Origin of the sequence: Pseudomonas sp. 1 R 17 (assembly GCF_900067035.1) — a bacterium.
Taxonomy (GTDB): domain Bacteria; phylum Pseudomonadota; class Gammaproteobacteria; order Pseudomonadales; family Pseudomonadaceae; genus Aquipseudomonas; species Aquipseudomonas marginalis.
The window spans coordinates 89,462-105,364 of record NZ_FKLB01000060.1; the positions used below are offsets into that span (position 1 = coordinate 89,462).

General features: G+C 63.3%; 16 protein-coding genes. 8 read left to right on the forward strand and 8 right to left on the reverse strand.

Features of this window, described 5'->3' with window-relative positions:
- Positions 1 to 24: 24 nt before the first annotated feature.
- A complete protein-coding gene (locus BFP99_RS23810; RefSeq protein WP_027606320.1) occupies positions 25 to 261 on the forward strand; it encodes a DUF6555 family protein in 237 nt (78 codons plus the stop codon).
- Between the two features lie 32 nt (positions 262 to 293).
- Here the strand turns inward: BFP99_RS23810 and BFP99_RS23815 are convergent, their stop codons facing one another.
- Together BFP99_RS23815 and BFP99_RS23820 are read right to left on the reverse strand one after the other, a co-directional pair.
- The gene (locus BFP99_RS23815) at positions 294 to 494 is read right to left on the reverse strand and encodes a DUF6021 family protein (RefSeq protein ID WP_027606319.1); all 201 of its coding nucleotides are present in this window, start codon (positions 492 to 494) and stop codon (positions 294 to 296) included.
- Between the two features lie 12 nt (positions 495 to 506).
- Positions 507 to 686, reverse strand: a complete 180-nt coding sequence (locus BFP99_RS23820; RefSeq protein WP_027606318.1) for a hypothetical protein — start codon at positions 684 to 686, stop codon at positions 507 to 509.
- Positions 687 to 820: 134 nt separating this feature from the next.
- Here BFP99_RS23820 and BFP99_RS23825 point away from each other — a divergent pair, with 134 nt between their 5' ends.
- Positions 821 to 1,342 carry a DUF3087 domain-containing protein gene (locus BFP99_RS23825; RefSeq protein WP_065927058.1) on the forward strand — a complete coding sequence of 174 codons (522 nt, stop codon included), beginning with the start codon at positions 821 to 823 and terminating at the stop codon, positions 1,340 to 1,342.
- A gap of 1 nt (position 1,343) precedes the next feature.
- Here the strand turns inward: BFP99_RS23825 and BFP99_RS23830 are convergent, their stop codons facing one another.
- From BFP99_RS23830 to BFP99_RS23845, 4 genes are all read right to left on the reverse strand, one after another.
- Positions 1,344 to 2,477: an MFS transporter gene (locus tag BFP99_RS23830; protein WP_065948356.1), complete on the reverse strand. Its 1,134-nt coding sequence runs from the start codon at positions 2,475 to 2,477 to the stop codon at positions 1,344 to 1,346.
- 57 nt (positions 2,478 to 2,534) lie between these two features.
- The gene (locus BFP99_RS23835) at positions 2,535 to 3,902 is read right to left on the reverse strand and encodes an MFS transporter (RefSeq protein WP_065948357.1); all 1,368 of its coding nucleotides are present in this window, start codon (positions 3,900 to 3,902) and stop codon (positions 2,535 to 2,537) included.
- 144 nt (positions 3,903 to 4,046) lie between these two features.
- A complete protein-coding gene (locus BFP99_RS23840) occupies positions 4,047 to 4,502 on the reverse strand; it encodes a hypothetical protein (RefSeq protein ID WP_065948358.1) in 456 nt (151 codons plus the stop codon).
- A 151-nt stretch (positions 4,503 to 4,653) separates the two neighbouring features.
- The gene (locus BFP99_RS23845) at positions 4,654 to 5,529 is read right to left on the reverse strand and encodes a Dyp-type peroxidase (RefSeq protein ID WP_065948359.1); all 876 of its coding nucleotides are present in this window, start codon (positions 5,527 to 5,529) and stop codon (positions 4,654 to 4,656) included.
- 150 nt (positions 5,530 to 5,679) lie between these two features.
- Between BFP99_RS23845 and BFP99_RS23850 the strand changes: the two genes are divergently transcribed.
- Positions 5,680 to 7,296 carry an NADP-dependent glyceraldehyde-3-phosphate dehydrogenase gene (locus tag BFP99_RS23850; RefSeq protein WP_065927054.1) on the forward strand — a complete coding sequence of 539 codons (1,617 nt, stop codon included), beginning with the start codon at positions 5,680 to 5,682 and terminating at the stop codon, positions 7,294 to 7,296.
- Positions 7,297 to 7,386: 90 nt separating this feature from the next.
- Positions 7,387 to 8,448, forward strand: a complete 1,062-nt coding sequence (locus BFP99_RS23855) for an FUSC family protein (RefSeq protein WP_065927053.1) — start codon at positions 7,387 to 7,389, stop codon at positions 8,446 to 8,448.
- 166 nt (positions 8,449 to 8,614) lie between these two features.
- On the opposite strand, the gene BFP99_RS23860 is transcribed toward BFP99_RS23855, so the two are convergent.
- On the reverse strand, positions 8,615 to 9,367 hold the full coding sequence (locus BFP99_RS23860; RefSeq protein ID WP_065927052.1) for a TetR/AcrR family transcriptional regulator: 753 nt from the start codon (positions 9,365 to 9,367) through the stop codon (positions 8,615 to 8,617).
- Positions 9,368 to 9,729: 362 nt separating this feature from the next.
- Between BFP99_RS23860 and BFP99_RS23865 the strand changes: the two genes are divergently transcribed.
- Genes BFP99_RS23865 through BFP99_RS23880 form a run of 4 tightly spaced genes read left to right on the forward strand, consistent with a single transcriptional unit; the run spans position 9,730 to position 14,335 of the window.
- Positions 9,730 to 10,434, forward strand: a complete 705-nt coding sequence (locus BFP99_RS23865) for an ABC transporter ATP-binding protein (RefSeq protein WP_065948360.1) — start codon at positions 9,730 to 9,732, stop codon at positions 10,432 to 10,434.
- Positions 10,431 to 11,630, forward strand: coding sequence for an ABC transporter permease (locus tag BFP99_RS23870; RefSeq protein ID WP_065948361.1), 1,200 nt, complete (start codon positions 10,431 to 10,433; stop codon positions 11,628 to 11,630). The genes BFP99_RS23865 and BFP99_RS23870 overlap by 4 nt, the downstream gene beginning before the upstream one ends.
- Positions 11,623 to 13,101, forward strand: a complete 1,479-nt coding sequence (locus BFP99_RS23875) for a TolC family protein (protein ID WP_065927049.1) — start codon at positions 11,623 to 11,625, stop codon at positions 13,099 to 13,101. Before BFP99_RS23870 ends, BFP99_RS23875 begins: the two co-directional genes overlap by 8 nt.
- Complete coding sequence (locus BFP99_RS23880; RefSeq protein WP_065948362.1) at positions 13,091 to 14,335, forward strand: efflux RND transporter periplasmic adaptor subunit; 1,245 nt, start codon at positions 13,091 to 13,093, stop codon at positions 14,333 to 14,335. Before BFP99_RS23875 ends, BFP99_RS23880 begins: the two co-directional genes overlap by 11 nt.
- Positions 14,336 to 14,497: 162 nt before the next feature.
- Here BFP99_RS23880 and BFP99_RS23885 read toward each other — a convergent pair whose 3' ends face one another.
- Positions 14,498 to 15,892: an FAD/NAD(P)-binding protein gene (locus BFP99_RS23885; protein ID WP_065948363.1), complete on the reverse strand. Its 1,395-nt coding sequence runs from the start codon at positions 15,890 to 15,892 to the stop codon at positions 14,498 to 14,500.
- Between the last annotated feature and the right edge of the window lie 11 nt (positions 15,893 to 15,903).

The following is a 15,903-nucleotide window of genomic DNA, read 5'->3' on the forward strand; positions in this document are numbered from 1 at the left end:
TCTATAACAAGACAGGGAGGCAACATGAGTACCGCAAAAATCTACACCATCCACTACCAACTGCACGGTCAACCGAAGTCCTTTGTGGTGCGTGCCGAAGTGATGAACAACGCCGAGGCCTGGCACTGGGCAGCCGTTGACGCTGACATTGCGCATGTGAGCCGTATCGGCCGGGTCGGCCATGAGCAAGTGAAAAAAACCACGCGCCCGTGGGCCGAGAAGTACGGCATTACCGACGTCACCTGGATGCCGCCCAGATAAACAAAAAGCCCCGCTCATTGGCGGGGCCCAGCTCATTTCTTCAAGTCGCCCAACGGATCGTAGGGCGGCTTTTTTTTCCCGTCGTCCTTGGCCTTTTTATCCAGAGGGGCGATGGCCGGACCGATGGGATCAACCTGCGGATCAGCCACATCGGGCGAGTCCGGATCAAATCCCAGCTCATCCTTGCCGCTGGCGTGTTCATTGGAGGGCGGTCCATCCGAGCGCTTGTTCATCATGGTCTCCTGTTATAGCGGGCGAGCTTTGTCGTGGAGGTTTTCCAGGTCGTCTTCGACGCGCTCCACATCATCCTGGGCGTCACGCTCTTTCGGGTCATTGGGGCGCAAGGCATCGTTGTCGCGCTCCTCTTCACCGGGCGTGCGGTCAGGGTCGGGGGTTCCGGGCGGTGGCTGCTTGTATTCGGGCATGGTGGTTGACCTCAAAGGGACTACACCGGTTTAGAGAAACTGCCCCAGATCATGGTTCAACTTGATTGCCCCACCACTGACCGCTGACCATGAGAAGATGCCTTCCCCCTACCCGCCCTGGAGACCTGGACCGGATGTTCGAGCTCAAACCCTGCGACCCCGTCACCTACCGCCAACAGACGCGCCGCAGCACGCTGATCGTGGCCGTGCTGTTCGTGGCCCTGGCCATGCTGCTGTCGAGCCTGGCGGTGATGCTGTTCGGCGAACCCGGCGGTGACAACTTCCGCTTTAATGTCGGTGGCGTATTCGCCGGGGTGTTGATAACGGTCGCCCTGCTGCGCGGCCCGTTCCGCACCCAACCGTGGCTGGCACCGGCCGTGTATGGCTGGCAGCTCAAGCGCACCCTGATGCGCGTGACCAACGTGATGCACACCGTCACCGAGCGTGTGCAGGCGAATGATCCGACGGCCATGAAGATACTGCGTTTCTATCACCTGGGGCTGACGCAGATGCACGCCCTGGACGCCAACTCCAGTGCCCAGGCGCAGTTGGTCGGTGAAATGGACGCGCATAAGAACACGATGCTGGCACTGGGGATCGACACCGAACAAACCCGCTTTGATCCCGCCTGGCTGGAAGGATTGAAACGCACGTAAGTCAGTCTGCTGCCACACGGGTGCGCCAGCAGAACAACGCACTCACCGCAATCGCCGCACCCGCCACGCCAAACACCAGGGGTGCCGAGGCCACCGGCAACAGCAGGCCTGCCAGCAGTGGCCCGAGGCCCGCACCGATGTCACGCCATACCGCATTCGACGCCAGGGCCGACACCCGCAGCGAACCGGGGTTGCGCTCGGCGACCAGGGTGGTCACCAGGGGCAGTTGCAACGCGCGCAGCACCAACACCGCCGCCGCGCCGACAATCACCCAATAGCTGCCGAACGCCGTCAAGGCCAAGGCACTCAGGAACGAAAACAGCAACAACATCGAGGTCGCGCCAAAGCACTGGGCGGCGTGACCTCCCAGGGGGCTCAGGAGCATTTCCGAGACATAACGCAGGGCCATCAAGCCGCCGGCGATCAGCACCGCATTACCGCCGAGCAGCTTCTGCGCCTGGATCGACAGGCCGAAAATAAACAGTCCGTCCAGCGCCACGCCTTCGATAAACGACCACAGCGCCACGCTGTCGGGCCATTTGAAACGGCGCCCCGGGGTGCTGTGCAAATCATGCCCGGCGCTGGGCAGGCCGCGCGCCATCCACAGCCCCACCAGGCAACAGCCGGCGAGGATCACAAAGATCGGACGCGGCCCGGCCCACAGCGTCAGCCAACCACCGAACGGCAACGCCAGCATCGGCCCCCAGGCGATCAGGGCCCGCGAACGCCCGGCCCGGCGCGCGGCGCCCTCCGGTTCGGAGGTGGCCAATACCTGAGTCGACAGGTTCAACGCGGCAAAACACAGGCCCCACACCAGCCGCAGCCCCAACAACGCGGCAAAGCCCGACACCACCGAATTACCCAAGGCGCACAGCGTTGCGGCGCCGGCGGCAATCATGCAGGTCAGGCGATCACCGTTGCGCGCGTAGAAATTCAACACATGCCGATAGCCGAAAATCCGCACCAGGCGGTTGGCCGCCAGCAACACCCCGGCCTGGGCGAGCGTGATGCCGAAGGCCTGGGACTCCATGGGCAGCAGCAGATAGAGCAACACGTCACTGGGCAGGCATAAGGCCAGGGTCAACGCAGCGCGGCGGGAATGGGTATCAGCAGTGCGGAGGGCCAGGCTTGACATAAATCTGAAACATCCCGAAATATTCAGGTCGCCACGGTAGCCCTCCCACCGCAGGTTTTACAACGGCTTTTTCCCGTAGGGCAGCAAACGCAGGCCACTGGCCACGGCGCCCACCAGCGCAAACACGCAACCCAGCCACAGCGCATACAGCGGGCCATTGCCCAGGGACAGGTGGAAACACAGCGCCACCAACGACGCCCCCAGCGTCTGCCCCAGCAACCGCGAAATCGCCACGATGCCGCTGGCCCCACCGCTGCGCGCCAACGGCGCACTGGTCATCAGCGCCTTGAGGTTGGGCGACTGGAAGAACCCGAACCCGGCACCGCACAGCGCCATGCGCCAGCCGATATCGAAGGCCGATGCGCCGTGGCCCAAGGTCGCCAACGCGGCCATCCCCACGCTCAACATCAACAGCCCGATACCGCACAGTAGGCCCAGGGACACACGGTCGGCCAGGCGCCCAGCGACCAGCGCCATCACCGCCACTACCGCCGGCCACGGCGTCATCAGGAACCCGGTTTCCACCTGGCTATGCCCCAACACCGCCTGCAACAGAAAGGGCAGCGACACAAAGGCCAGGCCCTGGGCGCTGAAGGCGCAGATCGCCGTCAAGGAAGACAAGGCAAACACTGGCCGCTTGAACAGATCCAACGCCAGCATCGGCGCCGGGTGACCGGCCTGTCGGCGCAGCAGCAACGCGCCACACAGCAGCGCCACCGCAATCAAGCCCAGGGTCAACGCCCCCTGCGCACCATGCACCGCCGTGCCCAGCCCCAGCACCAGCAAGGCGAACAACCCGGCACACAGTGCAGCCGCGAGGCGGTCGAAGGCATGCCCGGCCATCGGCAGGGTCGGCAATGAACGCAGGCCCAATCCCAGGGCCAACAGCCCCAACGGCACATTGATCAGGTACAGCCAGTGCCAGGTCGCCACCGACAGAATCGCCGACGCCGCCGTGGGCCCCAGGGTAAACGCCAGCCCCACCACCAGCGAGTTATAGCCCAGGCCACGCCCGAGCATTTTTGACGGGTAGATATGCCGCAGCAACGCCGTATTGACGCTCATGATCGCCGCCGCCCCCAGCCCCTGCACCACACGGGCGGCGGTCAGGCTGACCAGCGAGCCGGCCAGCCCGCAAAACAGCGACGAGACGATAAACAGCAGCAACCCGCCGAGATACACGCGGCGGTGCCCGAGCACATCGCTGAGGGACGCAAACGGCAGAACCGTGGCGATAATCGCCAACTGGTAGGCATTGACCACCCAGATCACCGAGGCGGAATCGGTGCCAATCCCTTCGGCCAGGGTCGGCAACGCCGTGTTGACGATGGCCGTGTCCAGGGTCGCCATGCCGATCCCCAGGGAGATCGCGATCACGGCCGGCAGGCGTTTATTGAGGGGCAGCCCATCGACGACAGAAGACATGAACCATCCGGACAGGTAACAAAGTCCACTAGCATACGATCAACGGGGATTGATTTCAGTGGCCCATGGCGCCGCTGTCAAAATTTTCATGTTGATGAACATGGAATGTGCGCCTCATCGCGCATCACGCCTGCCTGTCATCCCTTAGTAAACAATCAAGCTCGCAGCAATGATGGGACTGGGACGCCAAGCTTCTGGAGTTGAAGCAGAGCATTGTGGGGGAACGTCCGATAACTTGGCGGCGGCCATCTTCGGATTCCAGCGGCCAATAATACCGTCCCGACCCGCAACATCCACCGTATCCAGCTGATTCATCACCTGGTCACGCTTGAGCACTTCCCTGGCCAACATTGTCAACTTGTTTTGTTGCGCATCTCCCGTCAGCGGGCGCCTCGCGACCTCACGAATTTTCCCCAGCGTCGCATGTGGCGAGCCTGCTGGCCTGAATGCATCGAAATTTTTGTCAAACTCCCGCGCCAGCGCGGCGTCGGACAGCCCCGCATAAGGGTTGGCAGGGTGCCAATGGGCAACAACAGGGGCATGGGTGGCGAAAGATGCACTATGGACAAGAGACACGTGGTGCTGATGAATGATAGCCATGAGTGAGTTTCCTTGATTACTCGACAAATCCGCTCTACATACCGTCGAAAAACGGATATGCAAAGCAGACTGTTGTCTCTGTGGCGACCCACGCCAGGGTGGTTCCGCAGTCGTACGCAAAAACCGCTTCGCCACCCAAGTCCGGACAGCGTTAGATACGCGGTCCTTGAAGGATTGCACTCAGGTCCAGGCGTCCGTCCTTGACCGGCGCGCACCAGTAGTAACCACCGGTCAACGGCGTGCTGATGCGATACAGGCCATCGACAATCCCGTCCTCCAACCCGCTCATGCGGCGCAGTTGGGCTTCGAACGCATCGAAGGAATGGCCGAATGCGAGGAACATCAACCCGGCCTGGCCATTTTCGGCCCAGGGCATGGAGCGGCGCACCACGAAGGCTTCCGGGGTGAAGCTTTCCTGGGCGGTACGTTTGGTGTGGGCGGATTCGGGAGCGTCTTCAAGCTCTTCGTTGTCGCCATGGCGGCGGCCGATGATATGGTCGCGCTCCTGGGCGGGCAACGCGGCGAAGCCATCAAGGTCGTGCTGCCATTGCTGGATCGCGGCGAAGCTGGCACCGCTGTCGGTCAGGGCGGCTTCAACGGCAGCGTCGTCGTGGGGGTTTTCAGTGCCGTCTTCGTAGTCGGTGAGGTCGAAGCCGGTCTTGTAGCGGAAGCCTTCGGTTGACTGCACCAGGCGAAACGCCGGGGCCAGGGCCTTCTCGAAAGCGCGACTGCGCAGCAGCAACTCACCGCGATCGACGCCATGCAGCCACACCCACAGTGCCTGCTGGGTGGACGGGTTGTGCGCACCCGGTGCGCTCACGGCAGGAAAGCTGCGCAAACCATCAATCGTTGCACCCAGCGCGTTGACCAGCGGCTCGCCAAATCCGACCACTGCCGCCGAATCGGCCAACTGCACCAGCGCGTCCAGCGCAGCGGGCACGGCTGCCAGGGTGTCCACGGCAAAAAACAGATGGCGTGCCTGCAAAGGCACCGGTGCGGCAAGAATGCCCGGCTGGTACTGACTCATGTGAACTCCTTCAAGAAAGGCGCGCAGTCTACTATCTCGAAGAGCAGGCGACACGCCCAGGTGTGTATGCAACGCGCACAAGCCTTGCCATAGAGCCCTGTGTTGGGTGACTCTCTCGTCATGTTTTGCAACTATTTCAGGGGTAGTGCCATGACCACCAGCAACCTGCTCGCCCAGCTGTTTCCCACCAGCGTCGCCGATATTCCCGAGCAATACCGCCTGGCGGCGCCCATCGAACAGCGTGACTACCTGGTGGATGGCCAGTTGCAGGTGTGGAACGGCCCCTTGGCCCAGGTGCAGAGCCCGGTGCAATTGGGCGACCGCCGCGTGGTGATCGGCAGCACGCCGTTGCTGGACGCCGACACCGCCCTCACCGCCCTCGATGCCGCCGTGCGCGCTTATGATCGTGGCCAGGGTGAATGGCCGACGATGCGCGTGGTGGAGCGTATCCAGCACGTCGAGGCGTTTTTGCGACGTATGCGCGAACAGCGCGACGCAGTGGTCACCCTGCTGATGTGGGAGATCGGTAAGAACCTCAAGGACTCGCAGAAAGAATTCGACCGCACCTGCGACTACATCACCGACACCATCAATGCCCTCAAGGAACTCGACCGCCGCAGCAGCCGCTTCGAGCTGGAACAGGACACCCTCGGGCAAATCCGCCGCGTGCCCCTGGGCGTGGCGCTGTGCATGGGCCCCTACAACTACCCGCTCAACGAGACGTTTACCACGCTGATCCCGGCGCTGATCATGGGCAATACCGTGGTGTTCAAGCCGGCCAAACTCGGTGTGCTGCTGATCCGTCCGTTGCTGGAAGCCTTCCGCGACAGCTTCCCGGCCGGGGTGATCAACGTGATCTACGGCAGCGGCCGCGAAACCGTCAGTGCGTTGATGGCCAGCGGCAAGATCGACATCTTTGCCTTTATCGGCACCAACAAGGCCGCCAGTGACTTGAAAAAACTGCACCCCAAGCCGCACCGCCTGCGTGCGGCCCTGGGCCTGGATGCGAAAAACCCCGGCATCGTGCTGCCCGAGGTGGACCTGGACAACGCCGTCAGCGAGGCTGTCACCGGTTCGCTGTCCTTCAACGGCCAGCGCTGCACCGCGTTGAAAATCCTGTTTGTGCATGAGGACGTGGTCGATAGCTTTATCGAGAAATTCAACCGCAAGCTGGAGACCCTCAAACCCGGCATGCCCTGGGAAGACGGGGTTTCACTGACACCGCTGCCGGAAGTCGGCAAGGTGGATTACCTCAACGACCTGGTGGCCGATGCCCAACAACACGGCGCCCACGTGGTGAATGCCAATGGCGGTACCCATCGTGGTTCGTTCTTCTATCCGGCGGTGCTGTACCCGGTGACCCCGCAGATGCGCGTGTACCACGAGGAACAATTCGGCCCGGTGGTGCCCATCGTGCCCTACCGCGATCTGGAGACGGTGATCGAGTACGTACTCGACTCGGACTTCGGCCAGCAATTGAGTATTTTCGGCACCAACGCCGTGGAAGTCGGACGCCTGGTGGACACCTTCGCCAACCAGGTCGGCCGCATCAATATCAACGCCCAATGCCAGCGCGGCCCGGACACTTTCCCGTTCAACGGGCGCAAGAACTCGGCCGAAGGCACGCTGTCGGTACATGATGCGCTGCGCGTGTTTTCGATCCGCACCCTGGTGGCGACCAAGTTCCAGGACAGCAACAAGGCGCTGGTCAGCGATATCCTGCGTAACCGTGACTCAAGCTTCCTGACCACCGACTATATCTTCTAAGCACAATGCCGATCGCAATGTGGGAGGGGACCGCCCCCTCCCACATTTGGATTGTGTACATATCCAAAACCGAGGCCACTTTAATTACCGATGAACCTGCCACTCTTCGCCCGGCGCCTGCTGCGCCCCTTGCTCGACCCCTACCGCCGCTATCGTCACGCCAAACTGATCCACGCCGTGCGCGTATCCATCGGCTTGCTGGCGACGATCCTGCTGACCACCGGCATCAACCTGCCCCATGGTGAATGGGCATCGGTGACCATGCTGGTGGTGATCGGCGGTTTGCAACACCACGGCAATATCGGCAAGAAGGCCGTTGAGCGCGCCTATGGCACGCTGATCGGTGCCAGCGTCGGTTTGCTGCTGGTGGTGCAGGAGGCGTATGTCGGCCAGCCGTTGCTCACCTACCTGCTGATGTCGGTGGTGTGCGGGTTCTTTTCCTATCACGCCATCGGCAAGGGCGGGTACACGGCGCTGTTGTCCGCGATCACGGTGTTTATCGTCGCGGGGCACGGTGACAACCCGTTGTCGGACGGGCTGTGGCGCACCGTGGATATCCTGATCGGCATTGCCTTGGCGTTGGCGTTTTCCTTCGCCCTGCCGCTGTATGCCGTGTATTCCTGGCGCTACAACCTGGCCAGCGCCTTGCGTGATTGCGCCCAGATCTACAGCCGGATCATCAATGGCCAGTCGGTCACCGACGATGAACACCTGAAGCTGCTCAACCGCCTGAATGCGGCAATGCTGCAATTGCGCTCGCTGATGCCGTCGGTGTCCAAGGAGGTGCGCATCTCCATGACCGAGCTGGACGCGATCCAACGCCACCTGCGCATGTGCATCAGCACCCTGGAGATTCTCGGCAACACCCGCCCGGACCCGCGGGACGAACAGGCGATGGCGCGCATGCAAGTGATGTTGAAAGCCGAGCATCGGCAGATTCGCGTGCAGTTGGTGGGGATGGCGCGGGCATTGAAGTCGGGGGTTACGGAGCGGCTGGAGCGCCCCAGCCCTGTCAGCGGCGGCGAGCCCAGCCTGGATGCGCCGGTTTACAGCGCGCTGGATGGGTATCGATTGTTGACCGTGCAACTGGCGGCGAATGTGGACGCGATGCGCCAACGCCTGGCTAAAAGCGCCGGGCGCTGGAAGATCTAGAAAGGTGGCCCGTTGACCGGTTTACTCACATCAACACTTTCACACTTTCTCTTACATATTTTTCACGTTTTATTCACATCCCGGGACGTAGGGTGAAGCCTCATCCGTTACAAACGTTGCACATCAAGCCCGCCGCCCCAGCGGGCTTTTTTTTGCCTGGGATTTCTCAGCGCGAGGCCTTGGCGGCCGGCGCTGTCGCCTGTTCACGAATGGCACGCTGGGTATCCAGCACCTTGGCCAGCGCGTGTTCGGCTTCGGGGCTTTGCTGCGGCACACGAATCGCCGCCGAGACCAGGGTGATCAGCTTGGCCATCACCTCGGCATCCGTCGCCGGGCGGCCCAGGCTCATGGAGTTCATCAGCAGGCGCAGTTCGGTACCGGCCATGACCCCGGAAATCGCCTTGAGGGCAAATTGCAGGCGCACCCCCAGCTCGTTGCGCGGCAAGTCCGGCAAGGCCAGGGCGAAGGCTTCGAAGAAGCGTTGGAACACCGGCTGGTAATGCACCTTGAGGTATTCCTGGATAAACGGCGAGGTGTCGCTGTACACCCGCCCAAGGAAACGGATGAACGAACGCCCTTCCCCACTCGCCGGGTCGCTGCGTTCCAGGCCCATGGCCGGGGCGAAGAGCACGCCGAGCAAGGTGTCGCAGTCGAGGGGGCCGTCGGATTCGGCCTCACAGCGCGCCAGCAATTCCAGGCGCTGCTCGTTGAGCGGCTCCAGGCGTTGCATCAGCAGGGTCTTCATCAGGGAGTCCTTGTCCCCGAAGTGGTAGTTCACCGCAGCCAGGTTCACCTGGGCGCGCTCGGTAATCTGCCGCAGCAGCACGGCGTCATAGCCGTATTTGATGAAGAGAGCCTCTGTCGCATCCAGCAATCGAGTCTTGGTAACGTTTGGAGCGCTGAGTTTCTTCGCGACCATAAGGGTTCCACGGCGGAAATATTGTTTTAAAAAATAATTTGATTTTTTATACCGGTGTGGCCGGTCGAAAGCAAGTAGTGACACACCGCCATACTATCCAAAGCCTTTGCCCATGGGGATTCTCAGGCAAGCCAGGGACCTTTCGGTAGACCCCCGTACCGGCGAGGGAAATCTTTTCAAAGCGTAAAACCGCTCTACATCCACGGCTGGCGAAGCACCGGGAACACGGTTAGTATTCAAACAATATTTTAAAAACAAGAAATAAAACCAGTCCGTGACGCGAACCAGATAGCCCCCGAACTTGTTACAAAGATTTACAAAGGGCGCATGACGGCAGCGTCGAGACTGCAGGCGTAGTCACGATGACAGATACCCCCGCGCACCCAGGCTTGATTTCCCTGCAAGGCATCGGCAAGCGCTATCAGCTCGCCGGGCAGGAACTGACCATTCTCAAAGAGGTGTGCCTGTCCATCGAGCGCGGTGACAGCTGCGGCATCCTCGGCGCCTCGGGCTCAGGCAAAAGCACCCTGCTCAATATCCTCGGCCTGCTGGACCTGCCCAATTGCGGCCAGTACCACTTTGCCGGCCACGATATTTTCAGTGCATCCCCGGACGAACTGGCGGCGATCCGCAACCAGCAGATCGGCTTTGTGTTCCAGAGCTTCAACCTGCTGCCGCGCCTCAGCGCCCTGGACAACGTCGCCCTGCCCCTGAGCTACCGCGGTGTATCGCGGCATGAATCGGTGGCGCAGGCCCTGCGCATGCTCGAACAGGTCGGGCTGGCGGAGCGCGCCCACCATCGCCCCGCCGACCTCTCCGGCGGCCAGCGCCAACGTGTGGCGATTGCCCGTGCATTGGTGGGCAAGCCGTCGGTGATCCTGGCCGACGAGCCCACCGGCAACCTCGACAGCAGCACCGCCCAGGACATCATGGACCTGCTGCTGGCATTGAACCGCGAGCAACAGGTCACGCTGATCATCGTCACCCACGACCCGCATATCGCCGAACGCCTGGAGCGCAAGATCCTGGTGCGCAACGGCCTAGTGCACGAGGCCGGGCGCCTATGAGCCTGCGGGTCGAACAGAGCTTCAGCCAACTGCTGCATGAAGCCTTCGTCAGCCTGCGCACCCTGGGCAAGCGCTCGGTGCTGGCCCTGCTGGGCATCGTCATCGGCAGTTCGTCAGTGGTGGCGCTGATCAATATCGGCCATAACGCCGCGGTGGATGCCGCGATGATTTTCAAGGACATGGGCACCGACACCCTGGTCGCCCAGTTCCCGCCCAAGGGCAACAGCACGGTGCCCGCGCCTGCGAGGCTCGACCTGGATGCCGTGCGCCAGGCCGTGCCGGGCATCGCCCATATCGGCGCGCTGACCTTGTTCAGCGGGCCCATCGTGTTCCATGGCCGCACCACCAACGCCAACCTCGTCGGCAGCACACCGGACATCCAGGCAGCGATGCGCCTGGTGGTACGGCAGGGGCGCTTCCTGTCGAGCTTCGACGCCAACGAAACCTATGGCGTGATCGGTGACCAGCTGGCCCAGGCCCTCGGCGCGCCGGGCGATCCGCTGCAACTGGGCGACCGCGTGCGCATCAACGACTACCTGTTCCTGGTGGTGGGCATTCTGCAGAACCAGCCCAGGGCAATGCTGATGCCGGTACAGGCCAACGAGTCGTTGTTCATTCCCGCCGAAGGCATGCGCCGCATCCATGCCATGCCGCAGATCGGCAATGTAATTATCCGCGCCGCGCCCGGCCAGGACATGGAACACATTGCCAGGGAAGCCGCCAGCGCCTTGCAGGCCCAGCTCACCGACCACACGGTCGACATCCAGGTGCCCCAGCAAATGATCGACGGCATGACCCGGCAAAGCCGCACCTTCGCCTACCTGCTGCTGGCCCTCGGCGCCATTTCCCTGGTCGGCGGCGGCGTAGGCGTGATGAATGTGATGCTGATGAACGTGTCGGAGCGCCGTCGTGAGATCGGCATTCGCATGGCCCTGGGCGCTCGCCAGCGCGACATCCGCAACCTGTTCCTGCTCGAAGCCGTCACCCTCACCGCCGTCGGCGCGCTGTGCGGTGCGGTACTTGGCATGACCGCCGCCTGGCTCTATGCCTGGCTGTCGGGCTGGCTATTCGACCTGGCCGTCGCCGCCCTGCCCCTGGGGGTGGGCAGTACGTTGCTGGTGGGCTTGTTCTTTGGCATCTACCCGGCGGTATCGGCCTCACGGTTGCAGCCGGTGGAGGCCTTGCGCGATGAGTAAATGGCTGGGGTTGCTCGTGTTGATCAGCCTGCACGGCATGGCCGCCGAGGTGGTCATCAAGCCGTCGGCCCCCAGCAGCACGCGCAGCGGTTACGACCGGGGCGTGTCCTTGAATGCCCAGGTCACCACCATGACCCTGGGTGACGCCGTGTACCTGGGCCTGCGCAACAACCCGGCGATCCGTAGCGCCTACCTGCAACGGGTGGCGCAGAAGTTCGACCTGCGCGTCGCCGAAGACGTGTTCAACCCCAAGCTCACCCTCAACAGTTATTACCGCAGTACCCGCGGCTCCCAGGACAGTGCGCGCAATGCCAACGTGGCGCCGGCCACCAGCTTGCTCAGTGAATACGGCACTCGCCTGAGCATGGCCTGGACCCAGCAGCTGAACAACGCCGACCGCGCCGGGCGCTACCGCAGCGACGGCCTCGACCTGGCGATCATCCAGCCGTTGATGCGCGGCGCCGGCTGGGACGCCACCACCGCACCGTTGCGCCTGTCGCGCCTGTCGGAGCAGGCCAACCGCCTGAACCTCAAGGCGACCGTGGCGCAGACCATCAGCCAGATCATCGCCACCTACCGCGAACTGCTGCGGGCCCAGGAGCAACTGAGCATCGTGCAGGACGCCCTCAAGCGCTCCGGCACCTTGCTGGAGGTGAACAAGGCCTTGATCAGCGCCGGGCGCATGGCCGAATTCGAAATCGTGCAGACCGAAGCCGACATCGCCACCCAGCAACTGGGCGTGGAAGAAGCGCAGAACCAGCTCGACACCAACCGCCTGGCCTTGCTGCGCCTGCTGGCCCTGGACCTGTCCACGCCGATTCGCGCCACCGAAGCCCTGGAGGCCAAGCCCATGCAGATCGACAAACGCCAGGCCTTCAACCTGGCGCAGACCCAGCAACCGGAATACCTCGCCGCCCTGCTCGGCAGCCAGCAGGCCGACCTCAACCTGGTGATCGCCAAGGACTCCGGGCGCTGGCAGGTGGACCTGGTGGCCGGCGCGAACCAGATACGCGACGCCTACAATAACGATGCCGGCAGCACCAACAACCGCACCTGGGACAGCTACGCCGGGGTGCAGGTGCAGATCCCCATCGGCGACATCAGCACGCGCCAGGCCGAAGTGCGCGCGCGGGTCAACGTGGAGGACCAGGAGATCCGCATCACCGACGCACGCCAGGAACTGGAACGCAACGTCAACGACGTGGTACGCGACCTCGGCACCCGCTGGCGCCAGTATGAAATCTCCCAGCGCGCGGTGGAGTTGTCGCGGCGCAAGATCGAGATCGAACGCGAGAAACTCAGCGCCGGGCGCTCCACCAACTTCCAGGTGCTGAGTTTCGAGACCGACCTGCGCAATGCCGAAAACGCGCAGCTCAACGCCCTGATCGCTTATTTGAACGCCCAGACCCAGCTCGACTTGACCCTGGGCATGACGCTGGAAAGTTGGGAAATCGCCCTCAATGACTATTAAACACAAAGGCCTGCTGGGCGCTGTATTGATCGTGCTGCTGGCCGGCGCCGGGCTGGTCCTGCGCAGCCCGGCCGAAGGCCCGGCTACCACCGGCGAGCAATGGCTGGCCGTCAAGCCCGACCCGCTGGTGCACCAGATCGGCCTGGTGGGCAAGATCGAACCCGACACCACCCTAACCCTCACGGCGCCGTTCGACGGCAACGTGCAGGCCAATCTGGTGGAGCAAGGCCAGCGGGTCGAGGCTGGCCAGGTCCTGCTGCGCATGGACCCGGCCACCCTTGAAGTGCAGTTGCGCGACGCCCTCTCCGCCCAGCTCAAGGCCCGCCGCGCCGTGCAAGAGCTGCAGGACTGGGACAGCGGCCCCACCGTCAGCCGTGCGCGCCGCAGCCTGCGCACTGCCGAAATGACCGCCGGCAATACCCAACGCAAACTCACCGAAAGCGAAAACCTGTTCAAGCGCGGCATCATCCCGCGCAATGAGCTGGACGACCTCAAGCAACAGGCCCAGCAACAGCAACTGGACCTCGCCTCCGCCCGCAGCGAACTGCAACAGGCCCTCGACCAGGGCAAGGGCGAGTACCGCCAGATCGCCGACATGGAACTGACCAACGCCACGGTGAAATACGAGGCCCTGCGCACCCTGCTCGCAGGCAAGGAGGTGAAGGCGCCGTTCGCCGGCATCGTGGTGCCCGCCCCCGGTAACAATGCGCCCCAAGGCGGCGGCAACACCAACGCGCCGATTCAAGCCGGCAGCAAGGTCAGCCAGGGCCAGGTGCTGTTCGGCCTGGCCAATATCGAGCGGCTGAAAATCGTCGCCAAGGTCTCTGAGCTGGACATCAACCAACTGCACCAGGGCCAGGCGGTGGAAGTGCTGGGCGATGGTTTTGACGGCGAACGGCTGAGCGGCTCGGTGAGCGTGGTCAGCGGCCTGGCGATTGCCAGCGACAGCCAGGGCAGCGCGCAGTTTCCGGTGACGTTGTCGATCCCCAAACTGACCCCGCAACAGTTGCAGCGGGTGCGGCTGGGGATGAGTGCGCGGTTGACCATCGTCACTTACAACAATGCACAGGCGATGGTGATTCCGAGCGAGGCGATCCAGGCGGACAGGACGGTGGAGTATCGAGAAGCGATGGATAAGCCGGTGGAGCGGGTGAAGGTGACTACCGGGCAATCGACGCCGCAGGGGGTGGAAGTATTCGGCCTAAAACCCGGCTTCGTAAAGACCTCAAGATAAATGAAGATCCCCTGTGGGAGGGGGCTTGCTCCCGATGGCGGTGGATCAGTTAAAAACCTGTGTCTGACACACCGCTATCGGGAGCAAGCCCCCTCCCACAGGTGACGGGTTGCCCGTTCTGTCCCTTAACTGACTGGCATTGGGGCTTGCCCCCTCCCACATTTAGAAATGCGCCAACTTCAATGCCAATGCCTTGGCCTGAAGCGCCACATCCGTCACCGCCGTGCTCTCCCACCACATCCCCCTCAACGGCGGGCCCATGGCGAATAATCGCGCACTGACCCGGCCCTGGGCATCCAGCACGGCGCCGCACGTATCCGCCGCAATCCCCAACGCCAACGGCCCAGGCGTGATCAGCCCGCGCTTGAGCAACTGCTGCGGCAACGGCCGGGCCACGCGGCGCCAGTCGTATTCGATACCGCTGGAGTTGATCAGCGCCGCCCCCGACACTTGGCTGATCACCTGCTCGCCACGGTAACGCAAGCGAATGGTCACGCCCTCGCCCGAAGGCTCCAGCCCCTTGAACGACGCCGCGCGAATGCGCAACCGCCCTTGCTCATGCAGCCGGGCCACCAACTGGGCACTCAACGGCGGCGAGCGGTGGTGATGGCTTTCCCACCAGGGCCGCACATGCCGCACGAACTGACGTTTCTGGCCTTCGCTGGCCTGGCTCCACAGCCGGCCGATATGGGCGCGCACGGTGTCCAGTGGCGCCTGCCAATCGATGCCCTGCGCCAGTGCCAGGCGGCATTGACGCCGCACCTCGCGCAGCAGTTGTCGCGGGCTGCACAAGGCGTGGTCGGCGGCGAGGAAATCGTCCCAGCCCGGCGGCTGCCGGCGCACATGGGGCAACAACCCGTGGCGTGAAAACACCTCGATGGGCCCACGGTGCCCGGCCTGTTCCAGGGACACCACAGCGTCGACCATGGTCAACCCGGAGCCGATGATCAGCACCGGCGCCTGCGGGTCGATCCGGGTCATGGCCTGCACGTCCCAGGGGTCCACGGCGGCGGCGTTCAAGCCGCTGGACTGGGTCTGCGGCGTGCGTGCCGCCGGGAACATGCCGGTGGCCAACACCGCCTGGGCGCCGCGCAGTTGCTGGCCATTGTCGAGGGTCAGCACCACTGAATCGTCGCCGACCTGCAGGTCGACGACTTCGGCGCGGATATGCTCGACGGTAGACGCCGACAACGCCTTGGCTTCAGCCAGCCGTTGCTGTGCATACAGGCCAAAAATCCCGCGTGGCGGGAACAGTTCGCTGATGGGCACGTGCTGCTGATCCGACTCGGGCCAACCGCCGGCGCCGATGTAGTCGGTGAGCCATTGGGTCAGGTCATCGGCGTTGTCCGGGTCGACGCTCATGCGCGCCGCGTTGCCGTTCAAGGTGTGGCCCAGTTCGACGGCGCTGTAGGCCTCGCCACGGCCGAGTTCGGCGCGCGGTTCGATCACCAGGATCCGGCGCTGCCCAGGCCGGCGCAGCAGTTGCACCGCCAGCATGGTGCCGCTCAGGCCGCCGCCGATGATCACCACATCAGCGTTGCGGAGGGATTCAGTCATGCACATTCGCC